Raw genomic sequence first — 20,219 nt, forward strand, 5'->3', positions numbered from 1 at the left:
CGCCGAGTGGGCGGCGTGCACACCCCCCCCGGTGCGTGAGGGCATCGGTGTCGGTGGCGCTCATCGGGACTCCTCCAGCTGGGTACGGGCTGTCGACAGGCCCTCAGTTTCGGCAGACCCCTCCCGATCTCGCACGAAAGCTTGCGGTAATGGCAACGTGGGGCCTCATGGATCCGAAGACGCCCAGGACGGACGAGGACGTACTCGACGGTGTGGGGCCGCGGCTTCGTGCGCTCCGTCGTGACCGCGGCATCACCCTCGCCGACATCGCGGCGACGACCGGTGTCTCCGAAAGCACGCTGTCCCGGCTGGAGAGCGGACAGCGCCGCCCCACCCTGGAGTTGCTGCTGTCGCTGGCCCGTATCTACGAGGTACCGCTGGACGACCTCGTCGGCGCCCCGCGCACCGGCGATCCCCGGATCCACCTCAAGCCGATCAAGCGGTTCGGGATGACGTTCGTGCCACTGTCCCGTCGGCCGGGTGGGGCGCACGCGTTCAAGATGATCACCCCTGCCCGGCCGAAACCGCTCGATCCCACCCCCCAGACCCACGAAGGCTTCGAGCGGCTGTATGTGCTCAGCGGTCGCCTGCGGCTGGTGATCGGCGAGCGGGACCTGGCGCTGCCGCCGGGTGAGGCCGCCGAGTTCGACACCTCCCTGCCGCACTGGCTGGGCAGTGCCGACGGCGGCGCGGTGGAACTGCTCATCCTGTTCGGCCTGCAAGGGGTGCGGGCGCATGTACGCACATCCGGCCCTGCAGCCACTGGCTGAGGCTGTTGCTCGACCTCTGGCCGATGCTGCGCACGGTGGATGATCCGCCCTCGCCTACCGCACGGGTTTACCCCCTGACGTTCTGGGTGGAGCGGACGCTCCTCCGGCGGCACGATGTGGCCCGTCCCGCTCCGCCCCTAGCCTCCTGTGCTGAGCACACCTCCCGCGATGAGACAGGGAGAGCACTGTGCGCAAACTCAGGATCGTCTCGTTGGCAGCGACTGCCGTACTGATCGGAACCCGGGCGGCCGCCATGGGCCCGCCGCCCAGGCCTCGGCGTCGTCCACGTCATCCCCTGACGCCGTCCCGCATCGATGCCGCCCTCAGGCCCGCGCATCCGGGCGCCGCACACGCGCCCGTCGAGCCGCGCACTACTCCGCGGTGCGCGGTGGCAGCCCTTGGGTGATCCGGTCGAACAAGTCCCTCAGCGGCTCCCCGAGTGTCTGGCCGAACTCCGTGAGCCCGTACGTGACTTGAGGGGGCGTCGTCGGCTCGACCTCCCGTCGGACCAGGCCGTCCTTGACCAGGGCGCGCAGGGTCTGGGAGAGCATCTTCTCGCTGATCCCATGGATGCTCTCGCGCAGCTCGTAGAACCGAAGGTCGTTGCTCCGCAAGGCGATCAGCACCCAGATGCCCCACCTACTGGTCACGTGGTCGACCACGTCGCGGGCAGGGCAGTCGGTGTGAAACACCTCATCCCGCCGGTCGGTCTCGACCTGGGTCACCTGCACGCCTTCCTTCATGTCCGGAGCTTACCTCTGGGTATGTTCTTACGAACAGTAAGTCCGGCTCCCAGCGTCAACGACCGCAGCACACAACGACTTTGGAGCTGAACATGATTATGGTGACCGGGGCTACCGGGAATGCGGGCCGGCCTTTGACGCAGGCCCCGGCCGACGCGGGGGAGCAGGTGACGGCGGTGTCGCGGCGCGCGGTGGAGATGCCGGACGGGGTCCTGCATGTGGCGGCCGACCTGGCCGATCCCGCGGGCCTCGCCCCCCGTATTGGACGGCGCGAAGGCGTTGTTCCTCCTGCTCTCCGGCGAGCTGCACGCTCCCGATGCGAGGCCGACCGACATCATCGACCTGGCTGCGGCCAGCGGGGTCCGCCGGATCGTCCTGTTGTCCTCGCAGGGAGTGTCGACCAGGCCGACCGGCCCGTCGCGGGTCGCGATGCGCGCGGTGGAGGACGCGTTGCGGGGGTCGGGCATTGACTGGGCCGTGGTGCGACCGGGCGGTTTCGCGTCCAACGCCTTTGCCTGGGCCGAGTCCGTCCGCACACGCCAGACGGTCGCCGCGCCTTTCGGTGATGTCGGGGTTCCGGTCGTCGACCCGGCGGACATCGCCGAGGTGGCTGCGGCCTGCCTGCTGGATGACCGGCACACCGGCGGCGTCTTCGAGCTCACCGGCCCCGAGGAAATCACGCCTCGGCAGCAGGCGGAGACCATCGCCTCCGCCCTGGGCACGCCGGTGCGGTTCCACGAACTCACCCGTGAGGAAGCCAAGGCGGCGATGACCCGGTTCGTTCCGGCGGAGCTCGCCGACGACACGCTGGACATCATTGGCGACCCCACCCCCGCCGAACTGGCACGGTCCCTCCCCTTGCCGCAGATAACAGGAAGCTCGGCCGGTCTCATCAGGACGAACTCGAGCCGCCCGCGTGCCCTCGTGCCTCGTCAACGCCGCCCACACATGCTGAGGGCCTCTGCGGCGTCGCCCCCGCACCCAGCAGGGACTGACCAAGAAAGACGGCCAGGCACCGTACGTCGGACCGGTGCGTGCTCGACGGCGTACGGGGCGACAGGCTTGCTCGTGATCTTGGGAATGACCGGCCGGGCATGGCGGCCCCCACGATGGCCGGCTCGTATGCGGACTCCCCATCGGTCGCAGCCACCGCCGGGAGGTCCCGGCAGCTTCTTCTCCTACCTGGACTTCCGCGTGGCCGCGTACTTGGAGGGCCGTTCGATCGCCGCGGGTCCATGCGGCCACCGATACCGCGTCCTGCTCCAGGGTGCCGACGCCGGCTCCGGGCGTAGCGCTACGGGTCGGCGGAGGCAAAGGCAGCCATAGCCTCAAGCACGGGTTCGGCAGCGTCTTTCGGTGCCAGGCGAGTGTCCAGGCCCAGCACCAACCCATGAAGTTCCGGCAGCACCTGGCACAGGTTCGCCGGGCCATGTGCGCTTTCGAGAACGACTCGGTTGACGCGATCGCCACGCTGTTCTTCTCCTCGCGTTCGGTCAGGACCTGGAACACAACTCGGCTCTGCGGCGGTCGAGTTCCATGCAGCTGCGACGCCGTGACGGGCACGGGATACTGGTGTCTTCTGACGACGCGGCGACCAGGGGAGCGCATCGGTGAATTCTGTGGGGAAGAAGGGTCGTTGGGGTGTGGGCGGCAGGAGGGGCGCACGGCATGCGGTCGTCGTGGGCGGGAGCCTCGCGGGGCTGCTCGCGGCGCACGTCCTCGCGGGGTATGCCGACCGGGTGACCATCGTCGAGCGCGACCGGTTCCCGGACGGTACAAGGCCGCGGCCCGGCGTATCGCAGGGCCGGCATCCGCATGTCCTGCTGGAGGGCGGGCAGGTGGCCCTGGAGTCGCTGCTGCCGGGTTTCCTGGCGGAGTTGCGGGCGGCGGGGGCACCGCGCGTGGGTCTGCCGTCGGACATGGTGCAGAGGCAGGACGGGCGCTGGTTTCGGCGGCTGCCCGCGACGACGCACATCTACACCGGTTCCCGCGCGCAACTCGAGGAGTTGGTGCGGCGGCGCGTCCTCGCCAACCCGGTGATCAGCGCGGTGGAGGGGACCGATGCCGTCGGGCTCCTCGGTGACGACTCGCGCGTGCGGGGCGTGCTGCTGCGGGACCGCTCCGGCGACGCCCGAGGGGAGCAGCGTGCCCTTGAGGCCGACCTGGTCGTCGACGCCTCCGGCGGCGGTACGAAGGCCCCGCAGTGGCTCACGGCGATCGGAGCCGAGGCCCCGCACGAGGAGACCATCGACACGGGTCTCGCGTATGCCTCCCGCGTCTACCGCGGCAGGAGCGGTGTCCTCGACGGCGACACCTGCGGCTACTACGTCTACCCCAGCCGAGCCCAGGTCCACGGCGGTGGTGCGCTGCCGCTGGAGGACGGCACCCATCTGGTCATCGTCTCGGGGCTACGCGATGACGAACCGCCCACAAACGACGACGAGTTCGTGACCTACATCAAGAAGAGGCTGCCGCATCCGCTCCTGCACCAGTGGCTGGACGAGGCCGAACCGCTCTCCTCGGCGTTCGGCTACCGGCGGACCGCGAACATCCGCCGCCGCTACGACCTGCCCAGCCGCCACCCGGCCGGATTCCTTGCCACCGGCGACGCACTGTGCTCGTTCAACCCGATCTACGGACAGGGCATGGCCGTCGCCGCGATGAGCGCGGTCGCCCTGCGCGACGCACTGGCCGATCCGCGCCGGATCCCCACGACGCGGCGCGTGCAGCGGGCACTCCTCGCGGCGTCCCGGCAGGCGTGGGACATCTCCGCCGGAGCGGACCGCAAGATGCCAGGCGCGGTCGGCACTGCCGTAGCCGCCGGGCCCGCGGACCGCATCGCCGACTGGTACCTGCAGCGCGTCCTGGAGCGCTACCCCGGCGACCCCGTAGTGGGGCCCGCCTTCCGTTCCGTACTGACCCTCTGCACACCCGTCACCGCCCTCTTCGCCCCGCCCGTGCTCCGGGCCGTCCTCCTCCGCCCGGCCGCGCCTACGCCCACCGAGCCGCCCGCGGCACCGGAGGAACCAGGGCGCTGAGCGGGCCCGCAGCTGACGGCAATTGTCCCGCCAGCCCGAGCGGCAGCCCGTCCGTCCCGGAAACCCGGTGTCCGGGGACAGTTCCGTCGCGCGCGAGGAACACCGGTGGCGGCCAATCCCCCCTCGCCCGCCACCCGGGCCTGTCTCATCCGCTTCTCTGCTCTTCCTGCCGTGGCAGTTGGCCAGCCACTGCCCGACCGGCCGCTGGTCGTAGCGGCGCATGAACTCCTCCTCGAACCCGGCGGGCAGACGTGGGCAGATGCCCGCGTTCACACTTCGTGGGGGAGCATGAGGATCATGACGGGCTCACCCGTACCGTCCTCGGTGCAGGCGATGAGCCGGTCGGGGCCGTTGCACGACTGCCGCAGGGAAGCTGTTGGCGTGGCTAGCCGGGACTGTCGGTTGTTATACGGGCGAGCAGTTGGTGGGTCTGCTGGGTTCGGCGGTGTCCGGGAGGCAGATACTTTTCGCAGTCCGCCAGTACCTGGCGGGCCTCTGCTTCGGCCTCTGCGCGGTGGCCCAGGCCGTGCAGAGCGGTGGCGACGCCGAGCCCGATCGCGCTGGCGCCGCCCCGGCCGTATGCGGGGGCGGTCTTGCGGGCCTCGGTGAGTGCTTCTTCATGGCGACCCTGGCCGTTGAGGCTGCGGACCAAGCCACACCCCAGGGCCATGGCGGCCTCCCTCTCGGCACGGGGCAGGGCACCGCGGGCCACAGCCTCCGCCTCTTCGTAGCGGCCCTGGCCGTTGAGAGCGAGCACCAGGCAGTGCAGCGCGGCCAGTTCCACCTTTGCCGAGGGCCGTGTCATGCGGGCCATGGATTTGAGGACGTCCCGGCATTCGGTCTCGGCCTCGCCAGTCCGCTCAAGGTGGCACAGCGCCGCCGCACGGTTCACCCGGACTGCGAGCGACACCGCGTGATGAGGCATGCTGGGCGGGTCAGTCAACGCGGCCAACAAACCGTCAAGCTCGGACACGGCCTCCGCGGCGCGGCCCTGTGCGAGGACGGCACGCGCGGCGAGCATCGAGGCAGTCGTGTTCGTCAGGTCATCCCGCCCAGGTGCGCGACCTGCTGCCTGCTGGAAGGTGCGCGCCTGTTCTTCGGCCTCCTCGGCACGGCCCGCACGCAGGAGTTCGCTGATGGCCCGCAACACCAGTGCCGAGGCCTGGGGGATCCCGACGATGGCCGGTACGGGCTTTCTGCGGGTCAGGAGGGTTCGAATGGACTTCACAGACCGGGAGACTACGGCGAGCAGCTCATCGCTGATCGCAGGGGTGCGGTTGCGCCCGCATCCCCGTCCGTGACGTCCCTGCTACCTGGTTCACCGGCTGGGAGGAGGCCGGCCGTCCCGCCCCCGAGACGTACACGCCCGCCCTGGTCCGCTACGACGACCAGGGCGCCAGCGGCTGGAACCTGCGCTCGCCCGCGAGGTGCACACCCCGGCTCCGCGGCTCGTCCGGGACCACGGCCCGCAGGTGGGCGGTGTGCGGAGCTGCTCTCACTGTCGTGGCGTGGCCTACGTGGGTTTCCTTCAACTGGGCTTCGAGTGTGGCGAGTTGGTGGCGGCCCTCGGGGAAGTCAGGTCACCGATCACCGCACCGACCCGAGCGTCCCAGCCCTCGTCATGCACCTCACCCCCGCACACCGGGAGCCATGGCGAGCCTCCGACGGGTCCGATCCGCAGACCGGTGCCTCGCGGCCATCGTTGGCCGGGGCGTGTGAGGAGGACCGGCGTGGTAAAAGCCTGCTCATGAACGACGATTGGGAGGTGCCACAGCCGTTCGGCAGCGGAAGGCGTGTCGTGCGCGGACAGGTGTGCTGGGAGTGGCCAGGGCCGGCAGGCAGTCGGCCCTGGTGCGGCCTCTGATGAGGCAGTGACGGACGCATGGCGCTGACCTTCTCCTCCTTCACGTCGACGCGGACGACGGTGCCGACTAGCAGCATGACCTGCTTGCCGAAAATCCATGGGCCGGTGTCGACGAGGTTGGTGGAGTGCGGCTGAGAGGCGATTGCTGATTTGTCGGGCGCATGGCGAGGCAATGCCACTGCTGCTTGGGCCACGGCAGGTCCGCCTCGCCGAAGCGGAGCACGATGGGCTGCAACACGGGCAAGGTTCGCGCCCCCCGGCAGGGGGCATGGCTTGACTTCGCGGCCCCGGCTCGGAACCGTGTTGCGTCTGCAATGCCCCAAGGTTGAAGCAGGTTCAAGCTGCCGCGATCACAATCACCCAGTCCTCCGCCGTCAGTCGTACGGGCTGTCGCTTGTCGGGGTTGAGGCGGACCCCGTATGCGGGACCGTGCGCGGACTGGGCGCGTAGCCGGTATCCGACGGCGCACTCCTGGCGGCGTCGCGCCGAGGCGACGACGGTGGCGAATGCGACCTCTTCTCCCGGTCGGACGTAGTCCGTGGCGGGTCTCAGGTACAGCTCGTTCCCGTCAGCCGTGAACAGCTCCTCGAAAAGGGCGGCCAGGTAGGGACTCTCCGAGATCTGGCACATGAGGAGGCTGATGAGACGACCGCTCACGATGAAGTCGGCACCCTCCCGCGCCGGTGCGAGGAGCCGGTTGCGGTCGTCGGACATCTCCGTCGTGAGAGAGATCTCCCGGCCTGTGGCCTCCTCGATCGCCCGCAGATGCAGCAGAGTAACCAGTGCTCTGTCGTCCACATCCGGGCTCGCCTGGGCGGAGTTGAGGACGCCGACCGGCGCGTCTCCGGAGTCGGCGATGACGATCACGCTGTCGAAGGACGGCACGTCCAGCGCTCCGAGGACGGACGGGTTCGTGGTGTCCGCGCAGTGCAAGGTCACCTCTAGGGGCCCCTGTTCGGCCGCTGAGTCGTAGGCGCTGCGCATGGTCGCATCATCCCCCGGAGCCACGATGTCCAGCGTGGTCCCCGTGCTCGCGTAGGAGGCGATTTCTCCGACGATGAGGGGAGCCCGGCGGTTCCAGCCGAGCAGGAGCAGCCGCTCGGGGGTGGTGGCCCGGGCGGTGGCCGTGGCGATGGCGTCCTGGTCGATGAATGACGTGGCGTCCTCCAGTTCAGCCGTGTCGTCATCACGCGAGATGACGATGATCCGGTCGTCCACCGTGATCGTCGTTTCTGCGTCCGGATTGAGTACGACCGTGTCGTCGGCACGCAGCAGGCCGACCGCCGAGGACGTGGTAAACGCGAGAAGGGCGTCCCCGAAGGTGCGCCCGCTCAATGCGGGGGCGGGAACGGCGTAGAACTCATCGCCCGCGAAATCCAACAACTCCTGGTAGACGAGCGAAAGGCCGGGTTGGCGCGCCGTCTGCACGAGAAGACGGGCGACGATGTCGTCGACGGCCAGGACGCGTCCGCGCGGTCCGGCGGCCAAGGTGGCGGTGAGACGGTTACGAGTGTCACGGACGGCGGCGACCACGATTACGCCAGCGGGGTCGACGCAGGTGTTGCTGTTGGCCTCGCTGTCGCTACTCGTACCGGCGCCGAGGCGCCATTTCCTGCCGGTACCTGTACTGCTGCTGCCCGTACCGACACGCGTACTGGTATCTGTACGTGCGTCGCTCCCTGCGCCTCCCGGCGTCGGCGCATTGAGAGCCAGGAGCGTCTTCACGACGTGGGCGTCACCGTCGTCCGTACCAGGCGGCAGTACGAGGACAGCTTTGGCGGTCTGCGGACTGACCCTTGCGAGAACCGCCGGATCGGTTGTGCAGCCGTTGCGGCAGACGATGGTCGTGGTGCCGGTCGTGGTGATCCGCGCGCTGATCTCACCCTCCATCTCGACCTTGTCCTTCGGAGCCAGGATCGCGACGGCGGCTCTCGGCTGATTGGAGTTGGCCGACACCAGTTCCGCGATGACGGGGAAGATCTGGTCGGACCAGCCGAGCACGACGGTGTGCCGCACCTCCAGCACCGTGGAATGCCCCAGACGCAACTCCAAAATCCGCTGGTTGAGCCCGGTGGTGATCAGACTGACCAACGTCGACACGAACAACAGCGCCACCAGCGCGAGTAGCACGGATGTCAGCACGTACATGGGGGAACCGACTGCTCCCCCCAGCTTCAACGTCTGTCCGACGCTGACCCACACTGCCACCAACTGCCCGGTGAAGGTCGCGGGTGGCCGACGGTCTGTCCGCACCAGCAGCACGCTCATCGGAATGACGGCGCCCAGACATGTGAGCGTGAGCCAGCCGATGAGAGCGGAAGTGCTGCGTGACACCAGATTGTCGAACCGGTATTGCATGCGCCGCCAGAGGGATGCCATGTACCGCACCACGCACCCCCCCCCAGCATGACGACGCGGGCAGTCGGTCGACGACCACCGTGCCGTTCACGGTAGAGAGGACCGGCCGGAGGGAGCGGCGAAATCAGTCGCCCTCACTCGGAGGGATGAATGGAGCGGCTTGCACGACGACACGATCAGTTACTTACTGACCTCGGCGCGTCAGGGTGATGCTGGTTGAACTTGCTGACGGTGTTGGGGCGTTGGCGGTAGACCGTGGTGTGTGAGATATGCGGATGGGGGTGGGCTGACGCCAGTGGCTCGGCAGCGCCGGGAGTCGGTACGTATGCAGGCGGCAGAGCTGTTTGCTCAGCAGGTCAAGGCGCCCGAGGTCGCCCGGCAGCTGCGGGTGAGTGTGAAGTCGGCCTATCGGTGGCAGCAGTTGTGGCGTGAAGGGGGAGCCGGGGCACTTGTCTCCCGGGGGCCGAGTGGAAGCCGGTGCCGGCTGTCTGCACGCTGTCTGGTCCAGCTCGCCGGGTATCTCGAACAGGGGTCGGCCGCGCACGGCTGGGTGGAGGACCAGGTCTGGACGGCGGCGCGGGTGGCGACGCTGGTCGGGCGGAAGTTCCATGTCTCCTACAGCGTCTCGGGCGCGACCAGGCTGATGCGCCGGCTCGGCTTCAGCCCGCAGGTGCCCGCACGGCGCGTGGCCGAGCGCGACGAGGACGCCTTCGAGGTCTGGAAGGAGGCGACCTGGGCGGAGGTAAAAGGGCCCGGGCGGCCTGCGGGGGCTGGATCTGCTTCGAGGACGGGGCAGGCTTCACCCGGCGGCCGCCCAAAGGACGCACCTGGGGCCGACGCGGCCACACCCCTGTCGTCACGGTCGGCGGACGCCGCTCGGGGCGGCTGTCGGTGGCCGCACTGATCGCGATGCGGCCCGGCTCCCGGACCCGACTGTGTCACCGTCTGCGGACCACCCCGCGGGCCGCGGCACGCGCCGCAGCATGGGCGAACGCGACTTCATCGCACGTCGCCGTGATCGGCCTCATGCCCCGCCGCCTCGCCCACGAAACCACCCCGACCTGACGCGGAGCGTGAGTCACCGAGCCGGGGAGGGGACGAAGCGCCCGGTCAGGCAGGCGGGCGGCCGCGCGACCTGGTGGCCCATCAGGCGCCTTCTGCGGCTTGGGCCTCGGCCGTGACTGCGGCGGCTCAGTCGAGGCGGGAGACCTGGTAGTGGCTGATATACCAGCCGTCGGTCGCGCGCTTCAGCAGTGTGCCGAGAAGGACGCTGAGAGTGGGCCGGTCAGTGAACGAGAAGTCGACGGACAGGTAGCCGAGCACGGCGTCGTCGGCGATCCGCCTCGTTTCGAGGATCCGGTAGGCGGCCGTCATCCCGAGGGGCTGGGAATCGTAGTACTCGGCGACGCCCTGCCGTCCGACGGCGTAGGGGTGCAGTCCCTGGAAGATCGCGTCCTCGGTGAAGAGGGAGGCGGCCCGCTGGGGTTCGTGTGCGTCCACGGCCGCTTTCCAGCGGTCGAGCACGTCGCGCAGGACCGCTTCGCTGTGTGCCGTGCTGTTCAACGAGGCTCCTTCTGATCGCTGAGGGCGCCCGCTTGTTGGTGGTGTCACTCGGCCGGACAGGACCTGAAGACCCGGGTCGCTCGGGTGCGGGGACAGCGGAGTCACCGTGTCGTGCCGCCACACTCGCAGCGGCATCGAGGCGAGCAGCTGCTCCAACTGCTCCGCGTCCTCCGCCCGAAACAGCCCCCACGTGCGCCACTCGCCGGGCGCCAAGGGCGGCCGCCACAACCGCAGCAGGTGTCCCTGCCCGACCAACTCGCCCGCCCGAGTCGCCTCCCGGACCCGGATCTCCGCGACCGCCTCCTCGGACGTGCCCTCCGGAACGCGAGTCACCATGTCGACGAGGAACTCCATGGCTGCCACTCCTCATCACATCGCGCCCGAAGCAGACGCCGGCCGGTTCACGCAACGATCGGCGATGACCGCCGCGAAGCCCGGGAGGCACAAGTCGGTTCACTCAAATGAGATGACTTCTAAGCCTGAATCCACCGACAATCATGGAGGGCAGTCCGCGTCGCCCCAGGTCAACAGGCTATTCGGGCGCTGCTTGGTCTTCACCCGGGAGATGAAAGTGAAGAGTGCTCCGATCCGCCCGCTGACCTGTAAGAAGGCCGCGTAGACCGACCTTCGTCGGTGGATTCAGGCTAAGACGTCATCTCATTTGGCTAGCCTTCGGTAGCAGATGAGGGTGCAGGCGATGCTGGCGAAAGCGAGGAAGTGGTCGGCCTTGCGCTCGTAGCGACGGTGAAGTCGGCGGCAGCCGGCCAGCCACGACATGGTCCGCTCGATGGTCCAGTGGTGCCGCCCCAGGCGGGTGGAGGACTCGATTCCTCTGCGGGCGATGCGGTGGGTGATGCCGCGGCCGCGTAACCATTGGCGCAGATGGTCGTAGTCGTAGCCCTTGTCGGCATGCAGCTTTGCGGGACGGCGCCGCCGAGGTCCGCGGCGGGAGCGGATGGGTGGGATACCCCGCACGAGGGGTTCGAGCGCCTGGCTGTCGTGCAGGTTCGCCCCCGAGATTCCGACGGACAGGGGCAGACCGGTCCGCTCCGTGATCAAGTGGATCTTCGAGCCGTACTTGCCCCGGTCCACAGGATTCGGACCCGTCAGGTCCCCGTTACCGTCTTCGTGGCCCTGAATCAGGGCTCCCGGCCTCCGGCCCCGGTATGACTCGGTCCCCCAGTCGATGATGATCGAAAAGGTGGTGTCGCCGGTGTCGGAGGCATTGGCAGACCGCTGATTAGAGGCACGAGCGCCCCTTGGGCAGTCTCTTCGTAACGTGGATGCCGGCACGCTGATGCCGCAGGTGAGGCCGGGAGGAATACGAGCGCGGGAGCGAAGGCATGTCGGACGAGACGGGCATCGACATCTATCTGGGCCTGGACGTCGGCAAGGGCGATCACCATGCCGCTGCCGTGAACCAGGCGGGGAAGAAGGTTTTCGACAAGCCGCTGCCGAACAGCGAACCAAAGCTGCGGGAGCTGTTCGACAAGCTTCAGGCCAAGCACGGAACGGTACTGGTGGTCGTCGACCAGCCTGCTTCCATCGGGGCCCTGCCGCTGGCGGTCGCCCGGAACGTGGGTTGTCAGGTCGGCTACCTGCCCGGACTCACGATGCGGAGGATCGCCGACCTTTACCCTGGTGAGGCGAAAACGGACGCCCGTGACGCGTTCATCATCGCCGACGCGGCCAGAGCGATGCCTCACACCCTCAGGACCATCGATCTCGCGGATGAGGCCGTTGCCGAGCTCGCGATGATCGCCGGGTTCGACGACGATCTCGCGGGCGAGTCCACCCGGATCGCCAACCGGCTCCGTGGTCTCCTCACGCAGATCCACCCGTCCCTGGAACGAGTCTTGGGACCGCGGATCCAGCATCCGGCCGTGCTCAAACTGCTGGGCCAGTTCGGCTCCCCGGCCCAGATCCGCAAAGCCGGACGCCGTCGCCTCGTGACCCTGATACGTCCCAAGGCGCCGCGAATGGCCGAGCGACTGATCGAGGACATCTTCACCGCACTCGACGAACAGACCGTCGTCGTTCCGGGCACTGAAGCAGCTGCGCTGATCGTCCCCAGCCTCGCCGACTCACTCCAGTCCGTCCTTGACCAGCGAAAACTCCTCGCGACCCGGATCAAAGAACTCCTGGAGGCCCACCCTCTTTCCCATGTCCTGATCTCGATGCCCGGCATCGGGATCAGGACCGCTGCCCGCATCCTCATCGACGTCGGTGACGGCAGTGGCTTCGCCACCGCAGGCCATCTCGCTGCGTACGCCGGCCTCGCGCCGGTGACCCGCAACTCCGGCTCCTCCATCCGCGGCGAACATCCCTCCCGGCGAGGCAACAAACAGCTCAAGAGGGCGTTCTACCTGGCTGCGTTCGCCTCGCTCTCCCAGCCCGAGTCACGCGCCTACTACGACCGCAAACGCCGCGAGGGGAAACACCACGTTGCCGCTCTGATCGCGCTCGCCCGACGCCGCGTCGACGTCCTGTTCGCCATGCTCCGCGACGGCACCTTCTACCAACCACCCACACCAGCATCGGCTTGACGAAAACCATAGAGGCACCTTTTCAGCGCCCGCATGTTCACCGAGTCGATCGCGCACCTCGACCAGTCCAACTCCCCACGGGAGCCGAGTTCGTCGAGGACCAGGCGGTGCAGCTTCGCCCAGACCCTGGCCTGGCTCCACTCGGCGAACCGCCGATGGGCCGTCGCTCCCGACGGCCCGAAAGACGCCGACGGCAACTGCTGTCAGGTACAGCCGGGCGTCGCGACGAACACGATCGCGGCCAGCACCTCCCGGTCGCCATGCCGACGTCGCCCGCCACCTTGAGGACGCACCGGAGCCTCCGGCACCACCCGCTGGAACAGCGCCCACAACTCGTCCGGCACCAGCCGCTCAACAATCCCCACCACAACCGACAGGCTACCGAAGCAGCCAAATGAGATGACGTCTTAACTGAAGGAGTGCAGGTCAGCACCCGGCCGTCTATCGCCCGGCCGGCGAACGCCCACCGCGACACCGTGTTCATCTCCGGCCACTTCACGGCCGCCGCCCGATGAGCCGCGACAACGACCGAAACCGCGTCCGCCAGGGGCGTCCCGGCGGGCTCGGGCATCACGGGATCGTCCGCGAGCGCGACGAGCGTGACCGTGAAGTATCGGCGAACGGCCTCCGACCTGCGGCGGATCCAGCCGCGGACGGTGTCCTCCGCCAGCCCCAAGCGGGCGGCGACCTGGCGATGCCCCATGCCCAGGGCCGCTATCTCCAGCCCAGCCCCGATCACCTCGGCCGCATCCGTCCGCCGCGGCCACACCATCTCCGGCAGCAGCACGTGCGTGACCTCGCAGCCGGTACAACGCGAACGACGAGGACGTACGAACAACCGTGCCCCGAGATCACCACGGACTTGCCGCGGCTGGCCGTGCCCCCACGGCGCGAGAGACGCCCCGCACGACGGGCACGCCAACTCACCAGCCCGCAGCCGGCGTTCCACCCGGACGGCGTCGGCGTCGACGATGAGCACTCGCTACCTCCATCGTGCACACCGTGTCGTCGTGCACGAAGCAAGATCAGACTGCCCACCAGGATCAGCACTCATGTCCACCGCGACTGTCGCGAACCCCTACCCACGTGCTCATGCAGAGAGTCGTCCAACAACCGAGTAGGCGTGCTGGTCGATGCCGCTTCGTCGCGTAGGTTCCCGTTCGGGTGAAGCGGCGTGAAACTCGGCAGTTGATCGTGAAATTGGAGCGACCCTGAGGGCCCAGCGGACGTACACGGAGGGGACGCCATGGCGAAGTCGCAACGGTGGAGAGCCGTAGGGGTGGTCATCTCGGCGGCCCTGCTGACCGGCGGGCTCAGCATCACGCCGGCGCAGGCCGCCAGTCAGATCTACACCCAACCGGGCCTCTACACCCTCAAATTGCCAGCCAACGTGACCTCGTTCGAAGCCTTCCTGATCGGAGGTGGGGGCGGCGGCGGTGGTGGCGGCTGGCATGCCGGCCGCACCGGTGGCGGTGGAGGAGGCGGTGGTGCCGGGGGCACCGCCCATTGCACCGTGACGGACCTCGCGCCCGGGGCGACGATCAGTGTCCGGGTCGGAGGTGGGGGCGGAGGAGGCCCCAAGGGCGTCCAGGGCCGCCAAGAGGGCGGACGGGGCGGTGCGGGTGGTTTCCCAGGAAACGGTAGTACCGGCAGCCCGGGCAATCAGAACGATGGTGGCGGCGCAGGTGGCGGAGGCGGGGGCGGAAGTTCGGCGGTCTTCACCTCCGAGGCCAGCCTGCTTGCCTTCGCGGGCGGCGGAGGAGCAGGAGGCGGCGGAGGCGGTTTCGCCACCGGTGTCGGTCCCCGGCCCGGTGGCAGCGGAGGCCCTGGAGGCGGGGGCGGCGGGGGGCCGCTCGACCACGCCGGCGGCGGCGGCGCTGCCGGCTACGGCGAAGGCCCCGGCACGATCGGCGGGCACGGCGGGGGAGGCGGCGGATACCTGTGCAGCGCGCCTAGCGGAATCCGGTCACAGGGGACCGGGCTGATCGCACCCAGGGGCGGCAACGCCCACAATTTCACCGCCGGCACCGCCGGCCAACGCGGCTACCGAGCTGGCCTGCCAGGGCCGACGGTGAAGACCGCAGGAGAAGGAGCCGCAGGCGGCCCGGGCGGCAATCAACGGGACAACGGCAGGAACGGCCACAACGGATACGTCGTCGTGAGCTGGGGCACCCCCTAGTTCGCGCACGCAGGCGCCCGCCTCACGACCCCGGGGGGCGGGCGTTCGTGCTGTGGGGTAGGGAGGCGTGCGCACCTACCGACCATGTGGCCTGTTCGCGCCCTGCCCCGCCAGGGGGCTGCTCTATAGCGTCTGCTTGTCAGTGAACAAGAGCATTCCGATGGAAGGCCGCTTTCATGGCCAATGTCATTCGCTCGATCGCTGGCTCCACCGTGCCCGGCCAGGATGGGTGGACTCCAACGGCGTGGATCCCATGCACATCGACGTGGATACCACCAACGCGCGAGTTCCGGCGTTCGGCGACGGCAACGTCTCCATCTACATCTGCTCTGCGCCTGCCGAATATCTCATCCGGCCAGGTCAGGCAGCATGTCGGTACTCGTTGATTGTTCCGCCGGGCCGGTCGTGTCGGCGTATGTCCAGGCGGGCGATTGGGCCGGGATCGGTGATCGGTTCGGGCACTGCGCGTAGGGGTGCCGCCTGGTTCATGGCCTGGTGGGGCTGGTGCGTGTTGTAGTGGTGCTCGAACTCGCGCAGGGCCTGGCGCAGGTGGCGTTCGTTCCAGATCAAGGTCCGGTCCAGGAGCTCGCGGCGGCATGTCGGCACCCAGCGTTCCATGATGGAGTTCATGCGCGGTATGCGGATGCCGCAGGGCACGACCTGGATGCCGGCGTCGCTCAGGATCTGGTCGAAGAGAGCTGGGAACTTCGCGTCCCGGTCGCGGATCAGGTAGTTGACGGTGGCTCCGGCATCTTCGAGGTCCATGGCCAGGTTCCGGGCGGCCTGGCCGACCCGAGGATCCGGAGTTCGGCTATCGCTTCCTGGCCGACGAAGCCCGGAGCGCGGGATCCGGCATGGCGGACCGGACCGCCTGGCGGATCTGCCGGGACAACCGCTGGTGGAGTGTCTTCGGCAAGAAACGCGGCCGGACCAAGAAGGCCGGCCCACCGGTCCACGACGACCTCGTCCGCCGTGACTTCACGACGGACGGCCCGAACCGGCTGTGGCTCGCCGATATCGCCGAACACGCCACGGGTGAGGGCAAGTTGTATCTCTGCGCGGTCAAGGACGTCTTCAGCAAGAGGATTGTGGGCTACTCCATCGATGCACGGATGAAGTCCCGCCTGGCCGTCGCGGCCCTGAACAACGCCATGGCCCGCCGTGACCACGTCACCGGGTGCATTCTGCACAGCGATCGCGGATCGCAGTTCCGGTCACGGAAGTTCGTCCAGGCGCTCGACCGGCACCGGATCGTCGGCTCGACAGGGAGGGTCGGGGCGGCAGGCGACAACGCGGCCATGGAGTCGTTCTTCAGCCTGCTGCAGAAGAATGTCCTCGACCGTCGGGCGTGGGCCACCCGCGAGGAACTGCGGATCGCGATCGTGACCTGGATCGAGCGGACCTACCACCGACGCCGCAGACAAGCCTCCCTCGGCCGGCTGACCCCCATCGAATTCGAGACCGTCATGACCACACCGGCCCTCCAGGCCGCGTAACCCAACCTGTCACCCAACCCTGCAGCAGACCCTCCGTGCGACAGCCCGGCGCTTGCCTGCGGGAATTCTTGCAGGATCAAGCCGCTCACCCGGCCGAAGAGCGGGCGGTGACCTGGCACAACGGCGTCGACGTACTCCCGCACAGGGTCCATGCGACCCATTCTCGTCCCCTCGCGAACCCCGCCGCTGCGGCGCACGCCGTGCCCGACCGTCAGGCCGCTGATCAGGGCGGATGGAGAACTGGGACGGGAGTATCTAGGGTCAGCGCGTGGCTTTCATCATGGTGTGCGAAGACGACGCGGCGGTCCGCGGCGTCCTCAGGCGTGCCCTGGAGCTCGACGGCCATAGCGTCTCCGTCGCCGTCACGGCCGAGAGTCTGCTGCAGCAGCTCGCACCGGCACCACCTCAGCTGGTCGTCCTGGATCTGGGGCTTCCGGACGCCGACGGACGCGATGTGTGCCTGGCCCTCCGGGCGCGCGGCGTGGACGTGCCGGTGTTGATGCTGACCGCCTTGGACGGCCTGCATCACAAGGTGGGCGGCTTCGAGGCGGGCGCCGACGACTACATGACCAAACCCTTCGACGTCCCGGAGCTGCTGGTCCGCGTCCGTGCGCTGCTGCGCCGAGCCATCGTGGCGTCCGCACCGCGCGAGGTCGTGCTCGATCCGGCCAAGCACGTGGTGACCCACGGCTCGGTGAGCGAGAACCTGACCCCGACGGAGTTCCGGCTGCTGGGCCGCCTGATCGCCTCGCAGGGCGACGCGGTCCGCCGCCACGCCCTCGTCGCTGCCGGCTGGCCGCACGGAGCGCAGGTCAGCGACAACACCCTCGACTCCTTCGTGCGCCGGCTGCGGACCAAGCTCGGTCCGCTGGGGGTGGCCGAGCGTCTGGCGACCGTCCGCGGCGTGGGCTACCGATGGCAGTGACGGGATTCCGCGGGAAGGTCGTCGCGCTCACGGTGCTGATCGCCACCGCGGTGGTCGCGATCCTGGTGGTGGTCTCGCACGTGCTGCTGAGCCGGGTGACGGACGCCGACGCGCACGATCTGGCGCGTACCCGCGCCGAGGCGGTCGCCGTGAACGTCACCACCGTGGGCGGCCGTGTCGTGCTGACCGAGAACGGCAGCGAGGCGCTGGACGAGGTCGCCTGGGTGTATGCCGACGGTCGCCTGATCGACGGGAACGTGCCGGGCAGCATGGTCGAGCGCGTCGAGGCGCTGGCTGGCTCAGGGCGATCGCAGACCGCCGCCGTCGGCAATTACCTCCTGTATGCGCAGAAGGTCCCGGTCGACGGGCACCACGTCATGGTGGTCGTCCGGGTGGACCTGACGCCGTATGAGACGTCCGAGCGGCGCAGCCTGGCCTTGTCTCTGATCCTGGGCGGCCTCACAGTCCTCCTCGCCGGCGGTGTCGCACACCTCGTGGTGCGTCGCGCGCTTCGGGTCGTGCACGAGATGGCCGCCCTCGCCGACGACTGGGGTCATCACCAACCCGGGCGCCGTTTCGACCTCGGAGTCCCACGCGACGAGTTCGGGGAACTGGGGCAGACCCTGGACCGCCTCCTGGAGCGCGTCGACAACGCGCTGGCGGACGAACGCCGGCTCACCGATGAGATCGCCCACGAGCTGCGGACACCGCTCACAGTCCTGCGGGGCGAGGCGCAGCTGGCGCAGCTGTCCGGCGAGCCGGTGGCGCCGGAGGCGGTGCTGAGCGAGGTCGACCGCCTCAATGCGGCGATCACGACGATTCTGGGCGCCGCGCGCGCACGGGTAGAAGCCGGTACCCGGTGCGATCTGCGCTCCGCCGCGCGGCAGGCGATCGCCGGCCGCGCGGTCGAGGTCGCCTTTCCCCCGAAGGTCGAGGTCGCCGTGGCGGCCGACGTCGCCGTGTCGCTGCTGTCGCCCCTGCTGGAGAACGGCCTGCGGCATGCACGGTCACGCGTGTGGATCACCGCGCGCCTCCAGGGCGAGGCCATCGTGGTCGATGTCCTGGACGACGGCCCCGGGTTCGATCCCGCGGAGGTCGACCGGGTCTTCGAAGCGGGTGTGACCAGCGGCGACGGGTACGGCCTGGGGCTGGTGGTGGTCCGGCGCATCGCCGCCTCCGCCGGAGTGGAGGTCCGCGCGATCGCGGACGGCCGCGGTCACGTCGAGATGACGCTCCCGGCCGCGCGGGCGGCCACGTAGTCAGGTTGTGTGCAGGTTCGCCGTGCAAACATCCCCGCATGACAACGACAACCGAGGCACGCACGCGCAGCGGGCGGCTCATGCTCAACAAGGTTCCCGAGGTCACCGTCTGGTTCTGGGTGATCAAGGTGCTGTGCACTACGGTGGGTGAGAGTTTCGCCGACTGGATCAACACCCAGCTGGGCGTCGGCCTGGTGAACACGGCCTGGATCTTCACCGCGGTTTTCGCGGTGGTCCTGGCCGTCCAGCTGCGGCTGAAGCGGTACGTCCCGTTCCCCTACTGGCTGACGGTGGTCGTTGTCAGCGTCACGGGCACCTTGTACACCGACATCCTGACCGACCAGCTGAACGTGCCGCTGTGGATCAGTTCCGCGGTCTTCTCGGTGCTGCTCGCGGTGGTCTTCGGCGTGTGGTGGCTGCGTGAGCGCACGCTGTCGATCCACTCGGTCACCACTCTGCCCCGGGAGTCGTTCTACTGGCTGACCGTCCTGGTCACCTTCGCGCTCGGCACTGCGACCGGCGACTGGACCCTGGAGCTCACAGGCTGGAGCCCGGGCGTCTCGGTACTGCTGCCGCTCGGCCTGATCGCGGCGATCACCGGGCTGTGGCGGTTCGGCGCGAACCCGGTGCTGTCGTTCTGGCTCGCCTACATCCTGACCCGCCCGCTGGGCGCGAACATCGGCGACTGGCTCGCCTCCCCCAAGACGGCCCAGAACCCGGGCGACCCGACCGGCCTCGCGCTCGGCACGTTCACCACCAGCCTGATCTTCCTCGGGCTGATTCTGGCCACGGTGGTCTACCTGACGGTGACCCGCTCGGATGTGACCGAGACACACGAGGCGACCCACAGCGCCCAGGCCACCAGCAACCCGCCCAGGCAGCGCATCGCACTGGCCGGCTTCGGGGTGCTGGCCGTCGCCACCGCGGCCCTGCTGAGCTGGGCCCACGCTCAGCCGCACACCGGCCCGGCGCCGGAGACCGACACCACCTCCGCCGTCCAGCTGCCTCCCGGCCAGGCGGTGAAGAACTTCCCGCCCGCGAAGGTCGGCGCGCTGCGGACCCTCGCATCCACCTCGCTCACGGACGCACGCTCCGGGGACGCCACCGGCGCCCACGCGGCCGCCCAGTCACTGCGTGACCTGTGGGATGCCGACCAGGACTCGCTCCAGCCGCTGGACGACACCGGCTGGACCTCCATCGACGCCCAGATGGACAAGGTGCTCAAGACCTTCGGCATCGACCACGACAACCCCCCGATGCCACCGGCACAACAGGAGAGCGAACTGAACGCCCTCTTGGCGGACCTCGGCTGACAGACCACGCAGCGCCCGGCCGGCCCACCCCACCGACGGGCTCAGAGTGCCGGCGCTGTGCCGAGAACCGTGCCGCCCCGGCACACGCCGACGAGCCGCGGACATGCCCGCAGGCTCCCGTGGGGTGGTCGAAGCCGACACCAACGGTTTCGACCACCCCGCTGT

General features: G+C 69.0%; 12 protein-coding genes and 6 pseudogenes. 9 read left to right on the forward strand and 9 right to left on the reverse strand.

Annotated elements, in window-relative coordinates; all coding sequences use genetic code 11:
- Positions 1-167 precede the first annotated feature (167 nt).
- Positions 168-770: a helix-turn-helix domain-containing protein gene (locus OG522_RS37045; RefSeq protein ID WP_329467385.1), complete on the forward strand. Its 603-nt coding sequence runs from the start codon at positions 168-170 to the stop codon at positions 768-770.
- A 371-nt stretch (positions 771-1,141) separates the two neighbouring features.
- Here OG522_RS37045 and OG522_RS37050 read toward each other — a convergent pair whose 3' ends face one another.
- Positions 1,142-1,513, reverse strand: a complete 372-nt coding sequence (locus OG522_RS37050) for a winged helix-turn-helix transcriptional regulator (RefSeq protein WP_329467386.1) — start codon at positions 1,511-1,513, stop codon at positions 1,142-1,144.
- A 92-nt stretch (positions 1,514-1,605) separates the two neighbouring features.
- On the opposite strand from OG522_RS37050, the pseudogene OG522_RS37055 reads away from it, so the two are divergent.
- Positions 1,606-2,389 (forward strand): annotated as a pseudogene (locus tag OG522_RS37055) (SDR family oxidoreductase); the annotation flags it as partial.
- Between the two features lie 803 nt (positions 2,390-3,192).
- Positions 3,193-4,551, forward strand: a complete 1,359-nt coding sequence (locus tag OG522_RS37065; RefSeq protein WP_329467877.1) for an FAD-dependent oxidoreductase — start codon at positions 3,193-3,195, stop codon at positions 4,549-4,551.
- Between the two features lie 385 nt (positions 4,552-4,936).
- Here the strand turns inward: OG522_RS37065 and OG522_RS37070 are convergent, their stop codons facing one another.
- The gene (locus OG522_RS37070; RefSeq protein WP_329467387.1) at positions 4,937-5,779 is read right to left on the reverse strand and encodes a tetratricopeptide repeat protein; all 843 of its coding nucleotides are present in this window, start codon (positions 5,777-5,779) and stop codon (positions 4,937-4,939) included.
- A gap of 972 nt (positions 5,780-6,751) precedes the next feature.
- A complete protein-coding gene (locus OG522_RS37075) occupies positions 6,752-8,794 on the reverse strand; it encodes a CASTOR/POLLUX-related putative ion channel (RefSeq protein ID WP_329467388.1) in 2,043 nt (680 codons plus the stop codon).
- Between the two features lie 241 nt (positions 8,795-9,035).
- Between OG522_RS37075 and OG522_RS37080 the strand changes: the two are divergent.
- Positions 9,036-9,780, forward strand: a pseudogene (locus OG522_RS37080) (helix-turn-helix domain-containing protein); the annotation flags it as partial.
- Positions 9,781-9,964: 184 nt separating this feature from the next.
- On the opposite strand, the gene OG522_RS37085 reads toward OG522_RS37080, so the two are convergent.
- From OG522_RS37085 to OG522_RS37095, 3 genes and pseudogenes are all read right to left on the reverse strand, one after another.
- The gene (locus OG522_RS37085; RefSeq protein WP_329467878.1) at positions 9,965-10,336 is read right to left on the reverse strand and encodes a nuclear transport factor 2 family protein; all 372 of its coding nucleotides are present in this window, start codon (positions 10,334-10,336) and stop codon (positions 9,965-9,967) included.
- An 87-nt stretch (positions 10,337-10,423) separates the two neighbouring features.
- Positions 10,424-10,690: pseudogene (locus tag OG522_RS37090) on the reverse strand (muconolactone Delta-isomerase family protein); the annotation flags it as partial.
- 303 nt (positions 10,691-10,993) lie between these two features.
- Positions 10,994-11,479 (reverse strand): IS5 family transposase, encoded by a 486-nt coding sequence (locus OG522_RS37095; RefSeq protein ID WP_329467879.1) that lies wholly within the window; start codon positions 11,477-11,479, stop codon positions 10,994-10,996.
- 200 nt (positions 11,480-11,679) lie between these two features.
- Between OG522_RS37095 and OG522_RS37100 the strand changes: the two genes are divergently transcribed.
- Complete coding sequence (locus OG522_RS37100; protein ID WP_329467390.1) at positions 11,680-12,882, forward strand: IS110 family transposase; 1,203 nt, start codon at positions 11,680-11,682, stop codon at positions 12,880-12,882.
- Here OG522_RS37100 and OG522_RS37105 read toward each other — a convergent pair.
- The 3 genes and pseudogenes from OG522_RS37105 to OG522_RS37110 all read right to left on the reverse strand — a co-directional run.
- Positions 12,858-13,259 (reverse strand): annotated as a pseudogene (locus OG522_RS37105) (transposase); the annotation flags it as partial. The gene OG522_RS37100 and the pseudogene OG522_RS37105 overlap by 25 nt on opposite strands.
- Before the next feature lie 359 nt (positions 13,260-13,618).
- Positions 13,619-13,861: pseudogene (locus tag OG522_RS41420) on the reverse strand (DUF6431 domain-containing protein); the annotation flags it as partial.
- Positions 13,862-15,421: 1,560 nt separating this feature from the next.
- Positions 15,422-15,826 (reverse strand): integrase core domain-containing protein, encoded by a 405-nt coding sequence (locus tag OG522_RS37110; protein WP_329467391.1) that lies wholly within the window; start codon positions 15,824-15,826, stop codon positions 15,422-15,424.
- 29 nt (positions 15,827-15,855) lie between these two features.
- Between OG522_RS37110 and OG522_RS37115 the strand changes: the two are divergent.
- The 4 genes and pseudogenes from OG522_RS37115 to OG522_RS37130 form a co-directional block, all read left to right on the forward strand.
- Positions 15,856-16,557, forward strand: a pseudogene (locus OG522_RS37115) (IS3 family transposase); the annotation flags it as partial.
- Between the two features lie 268 nt (positions 16,558-16,825).
- Positions 16,826-17,482 carry a response regulator transcription factor gene (locus OG522_RS37120; RefSeq protein WP_329467392.1) on the forward strand — a complete coding sequence of 219 codons (657 nt, stop codon included), beginning with the start codon at positions 16,826-16,828 and terminating at the stop codon, positions 17,480-17,482.
- Positions 17,473-18,741, forward strand: a complete 1,269-nt coding sequence (locus OG522_RS37125; RefSeq protein WP_329467393.1) for a sensor histidine kinase — start codon at positions 17,473-17,475, stop codon at positions 18,739-18,741. The genes OG522_RS37120 and OG522_RS37125 overlap by 10 nt, the downstream gene beginning before the upstream one ends.
- A gap of 38 nt (positions 18,742-18,779) precedes the next feature.
- A complete protein-coding gene (locus OG522_RS37130) occupies positions 18,780-20,054 on the forward strand; it encodes a COG4705 family protein (RefSeq protein ID WP_329467394.1) in 1,275 nt (424 codons plus the stop codon).
- The last annotated feature ends 165 nt before the right edge of the window (positions 20,055-20,219 follow it).

Origin of the sequence: Streptomyces sp. NBC_01431 (assembly GCF_036231355.1) — a bacterium.
Lineage (GTDB): Bacteria > Actinomycetota > Actinomycetes > Streptomycetales > Streptomycetaceae > Streptomyces.

Coding starts and splice junctions, on each gene's coding strand:
- OG522_RS37125 (WP_329467393.1), top strand. CDS start 17,473: ATGGCAGTGACGGGATTCCGCGGGAAGGTCGTCGCGCTCACGGTGCTG.
- OG522_RS37130 (WP_329467394.1), top strand. CDS start 18,780: ATGACAACGACAACCGAGGCACGCACGCGCAGCGGGCGGCTCATGCTC.
- OG522_RS37100 (WP_329467390.1), top strand. CDS start 11,680: ATGTCGGACGAGACGGGCATCGACATCTATCTGGGCCTGGACGTCGGC.
- OG522_RS37045 (WP_329467385.1), top strand. CDS start 168: ATGGATCCGAAGACGCCCAGGACGGACGAGGACGTACTCGACGGTGTG.
- OG522_RS37050 (WP_329467386.1), bottom strand. CDS start 1,513: ATGAAGGAAGGCGTGCAGGTGACCCAGGTCGAGACCGACCGGCGGGAT.
- OG522_RS37110 (WP_329467391.1), bottom strand. CDS start 15,826: ATGGACCTCGAAGATGCCGGAGCCACCGTCAACTACCTGATCCGCGAC.
- OG522_RS37075 (WP_329467388.1), bottom strand. CDS start 8,794: ATGGCATCCCTCTGGCGGCGCATGCAATACCGGTTCGACAATCTGGTG.